Raw genomic sequence first — 4,258 nt, 5'->3', positions numbered from 1 at the left:
GATAGACGTCGGCGGGATCGGCGAGCGGCCAGCCCGCCTCGGCGAGTCGGCCCGCCACGCGGGCGACATCCTCGGACGTGGGCGACTGGACATCGCGCCCCGCCAGCTCCGACCGGACGTCGGCCTCGGTGATGGGCGCCTGCGCCTGAGCTGTCAAGGTGGCGACGACGTCCTCGACTTCGTGCTCGGGCAAGGTGCGCTTGAGCACACCGAGCACGGCGAAGTAGTCCTCCTTGGGGATACCCGAGGGGTACCCCGCCCGGAGCCAGTCCAGGATGCGCTGGACCGGGCCGGGAGTCGATGTCTGGGTGTCGCTCACTTGTCCACCAGCATCGGGTAGATGTGCTCGAAGCTGACTTTCTGCCCGAAACCGGATGCCACGATCGTCGTGATTCCGAGAGCGACGGCGGCGAGGACGATCGCGAAGCACAGGATCGCCAACACCTTGCCGACGGGGTGGCCGGCCTCGTGATTGATCTCAGCGTCTCCACCCTGCCCGTAGGCCAGGGCCCGGATGCCGAAGGCGAAGATCGCCGGCAGCCCCGCGCCGAGGAGGAGCCCCGCGGCGAGGACCTTCCATGCGCCCTCAAGGGCGAACCCGAAGTTGTTCATCCGATCCTGCCTCAGTGGTTGACGCCGGCGGGGACGGGCGCTTCAGTCGGCGTGCCCTCCCACTCGTCGTTGACGTTGTTGTGGTCGATGGGGGCGCGCCGCGAGTGGAGGTACATATAGCCCGCGAGCGCCGCGAGGATGGCAAAGACCGCGATCATGCCCAGGGTGCCGCCGAGCGTATGCCCGATCCACCACATGACCGCGCCCACCAGGCCCGCTGCGGGCAGGGTCGTCAACCACGCCACGGCCATCCGGCCGGCGACGCCCCAACGCACCTCGGCGCCCCGCTTGCCGATCCCGGTGCCCAGGATCGAACCGGTGGCGACGTGGGTGGTGGACAGGGCGAAACCGAGGTGGCTGGAGGCGAGGATGGTGACGGCCGAGGACGACTCCGCCGCCATACCTTGGGGTGAGGAGATCTCGACCAGGCCCTTGCCGAGGGTCCGGATGATCCGCCAGCCACCGAGATAGGTCCCCAGGGCGATGGCAAGGGCGCAGGCGAACTTCACCCAGAGGGGGATATTCGTCGTGTCGGTCCAGTGCCCGCTCGCCAGCAGGGCCAAGGTGATCACGCCCATCGTCTTCTGGGCGTCATTGGTGCCGTGGGCGAGCGAGACCAGCGAGGCGCTGCCGATCTGGCCCCAGCGGAAGCCGGATTCTTTGTAGCGCTCGGCCACGCCTTCGGTGATGCGGTAGATCAACCAGGTCCCCAGCGCGGCCACGCACCCGGCGATCACCGGTGACATCAGCGCCGGGAGAATGACCTTCCCGACCACGCCGTCGAGCTTGGTGCCGTCACCGGCCCAGTTGACGCCGGATACCCCGAGGCCGGCGATGGCCGCCCCGATCAGGCCGCCGAAGAGCGCGTGGCTGGAACTGGAGGGCAGGCCGAGCAACCAGGTCAGCAGATTCCAGACCACCCCGCCGCACAATCCCGCGAGCACGATGAGAAGGAGTGCCTGCCCGCCATTGGCGAGATATTCGGCCTTCGGAGCGCCGGTCTTGTCCTGGATTTTGATGACCGCGTTGGTCACCGTCAGCGCCACCTCGACCGAGAGGAAGGCGCCGACCAGGTTGAGGACGGCGGAAAGGATGACAGCGACCTTCGGGCGCAGCGCGCCGGTGGCGATGGACGTCGCCATCGCATTGCCGGTGTCATGGAAGCCATTGGTGAAGTCAAACGCGAGGGCCGTCAAGATCACGAGGATCAAGGCCACGAGGGATGTGTCCACCCCACTATGGTCCCGCCGATGTAAGCGGTTACAGGCGGTCGTCGCCAGGTGTTCACCGAGTGTTCGTGCGGGCGCGAAACCGCCCTGCTGTTTGCACTCTCGGGGTGCGAGTGCCAATAATGGCGTTAGCACTCTCCCCGTGAGAGTGATAATCCCCGACCTCGTGGGTGAGGTTCGGTATGCCGTGGTGACGTGAGCCGCGGTGGCCGGGCCGTCCGTCGCGGGCACCGACGCGGTCATACGTACATACATCGTGTGGAGGAACCACCCGAATGGCCAAGATCATCGCTTTCGATGAAGAGGCACGTCGCGGTCTCGAGCGGGGCATGAATGTCCTCGCCGACGCCGTCAGGGTCACCCTGGGCCCGAAGGGCCGCAACGTCGTGCTGGAGAAGAAGTGGGGCGCCCCCACGATCACCAACGACGGTGTGTCCATCGCCAAGGAGATCGAGCTCGACGACCCCTACGAGAAGATCGGCGCCGAGCTGGTCAAGGAGGTCGCCAAGAAGACCGACGACGTCGCCGGTGACGGCACGACGACGGCCACCGTCCTGGCCCAGGCGCTCGTGCGTGAGGGCCTGCGCAATGTCGCGGCCGGCGCGAACCCGATGGCGCTCAAGCGCGGCATCGAGAAGGCCGTCGCCGCTGTGTCCGACGAACTCCTGGCCCTGGCCAAGGACGTCGAGACCAAGGAGCAGATCGCCGCGACCGCGTCGATCTCCGCCGCCGACCCCCAGATCGGCGAGATGATCGCCGAGGCCATGGACAAGGTCGGCAAGGAAGGCGTCATCACCGTCGAGGAGAGCAACACCTTCGGCCTCGAGCTCGAGCTCACCGAGGGCATGCGCTTCGACAAGGGCTACATCTCCGGCTACTTCGTCACCGACCCGGAGCGGATGGAAGCGGTCCTGGAGGACCCCTACATCCTGATCGCCAACTCCAAGATCTCCTCGATCAAGGACCTGCTCCCGCTGCTGGAGAAGGTCATGCAGTCGGGCAAGCCGCTGCTGATCATCGCCGAGGACGTCGACGGCGAGGCGCTGTCCACGCTCGTCGTCAACAAGATCCGCGGCACCTTCAAGTCGGTCGCGGTCAAGGCGCCCGGCTTCGGTGACCGCCGCAAGGCCATGCTCGCCGACATCGCCATCCTCACCGGTGGCCAGGTCATCTCCGAGGAGGTCGGGCTCAAGCTCGACACCGCCGACCTCGACCTGATGGGCAAGGCCCGCAAGGTCGTCGTCACCAAGGACGAGACCACCATCGTCGAGGGCGCCGGTGACCAGGACCAGATCGCCGGCCGGGTCGCCCAGATCCGCGCCGAGATCGAGAAGTCCGACAGCGACTACGACCGCGAGAAGCTCCAGGAGCGCCTGGCCAAGCTCGCCGGTGGCGTCGCCGTCATCAAGGCGGGCGCGGCCACCGAGGTCGAGCTCAAGGAGCGCAAGCACCGCATCGAGGACGCTGTGCGCAACGCGAAGGCGGCCGTCGAGGAGGGCATCGTCGCCGGTGGCGGCGTCGCTCTGCTCCAGGCCACCAAGGCGGCCTTCGAGAAGCTCACCCTCGAGGGTGACGAGGCGACGGGCGCCAACATCGTCCGCGTCGCGTCCGAGGCGCCGCTGAAGCAGATCGCCGTCAACGCCGGCCTCGAAGGCGGAGTCGTGGCCGAGAAGGTGCGGCACCTGCCCGCCGGCGAGGGCCTGAACGCGGCCAGCGGCGAGTACGTCGACATGATCGCGGCTGGCATCATCGACCCGGCCAAGGTCACCCGCTCGGCCCTGCAGAACGCGGCCTCCATCGCCGCGCTCTTCCTCACCACCGAGGCCGTCATCGCCGACAAGCCCGAGAAGGCTCCGGCCATGCCGGCCGGCGGCGGCGACGACATGGGCGGCATGGGTTTCTGATCCAGGCCCGCCAAGGTCAAGCGAAGGGCGGTCACCCCGGTGGGGTGGCCGCCCTTCGGCGTCCGAACCGCGCGGGATACGTCGGACTCGAAGCCGGGCCCTCTGGTGAGGGCCCGGACCCTACCGGCGGCCGCCCCGCCGCCGGGCTGGATGCCCGCTCTTGCTGCGGAGGCCAAGCCACGAGCTTGCGGCCCGTCCTCGCTCGTCACGGATGTCGGGCAAGGTCAACCTTCTCTACTTTGATCCGTGCGCACCCGATCAGATCAGGCCGGTTGGCACACTCGAGCCCCCTGCGATGTTGAGGGCGTTGGAGGGGCGGTCCTCCGGCTACCTGCGACACACCTCCGCGATACTCGACATGGACGAGCTGTGAACTCGATGGAAGTGCCAGTGGATGCCGAGGCGTGCTTCCGAGAGCCCTATGAGGCTGTGTACGTCGACCTGCTCAGGTTCGTCAGAAGGCGCGCGCGCCCGGGCTTTCCGAAGATGAGATCGCTCTCAGGGTCGCGATAG

4 protein-coding genes are annotated in these 4,258 nt (G+C 67.6%); 1 reads left to right on the top strand and 3 read right to left on the bottom strand.

The features are described from left to right. The 3 genes from PKH97_RS14345 to PKH97_RS14335 all read right to left on the bottom strand — a co-directional run. The coding region (locus PKH97_RS14345; RefSeq protein WP_324388232.1) for a DUF3349 domain-containing protein at positions 1–319 on the bottom strand (319 nt) is incomplete at its 3' end. Beyond that, positions 316–612, bottom strand: a complete 297-nt coding sequence (locus PKH97_RS14340; RefSeq protein WP_324388231.1) for a hypothetical protein — start codon at positions 610–612, stop codon at positions 316–318. The genes PKH97_RS14340 and PKH97_RS14345, both read right to left, overlap by 4 nt. 11 nt (positions 613–623) lie before the next feature. Further along, positions 624–1,844, bottom strand: coding sequence for an inorganic phosphate transporter (locus PKH97_RS14335; RefSeq protein WP_324388230.1), 1,221 nt, complete (start codon positions 1,842–1,844; stop codon positions 624–626). A gap of 272 nt (positions 1,845–2,116) precedes the next feature. Between PKH97_RS14335 and groL the strand changes: the two genes are divergently transcribed. Further along, positions 2,117–3,745: a chaperonin GroEL gene (gene groL, locus PKH97_RS14330; protein ID WP_324388229.1), complete on the top strand. Its 1,629-nt coding sequence runs from the start codon at positions 2,117–2,119 to the stop codon at positions 3,743–3,745. Positions 3,746–4,258 lie beyond the last annotated feature (513 nt).

The organism is Nostocoides sp. (assembly GCF_035343835.1).
GTDB classification, from domain to species: Bacteria; Actinomycetota; Actinomycetes; order Actinomycetales; family Dermatophilaceae; genus Nostocoides_A; species Nostocoides_A vanveenii.
This window is presented reverse-complemented; position numbering and strand designations above follow the sequence as displayed.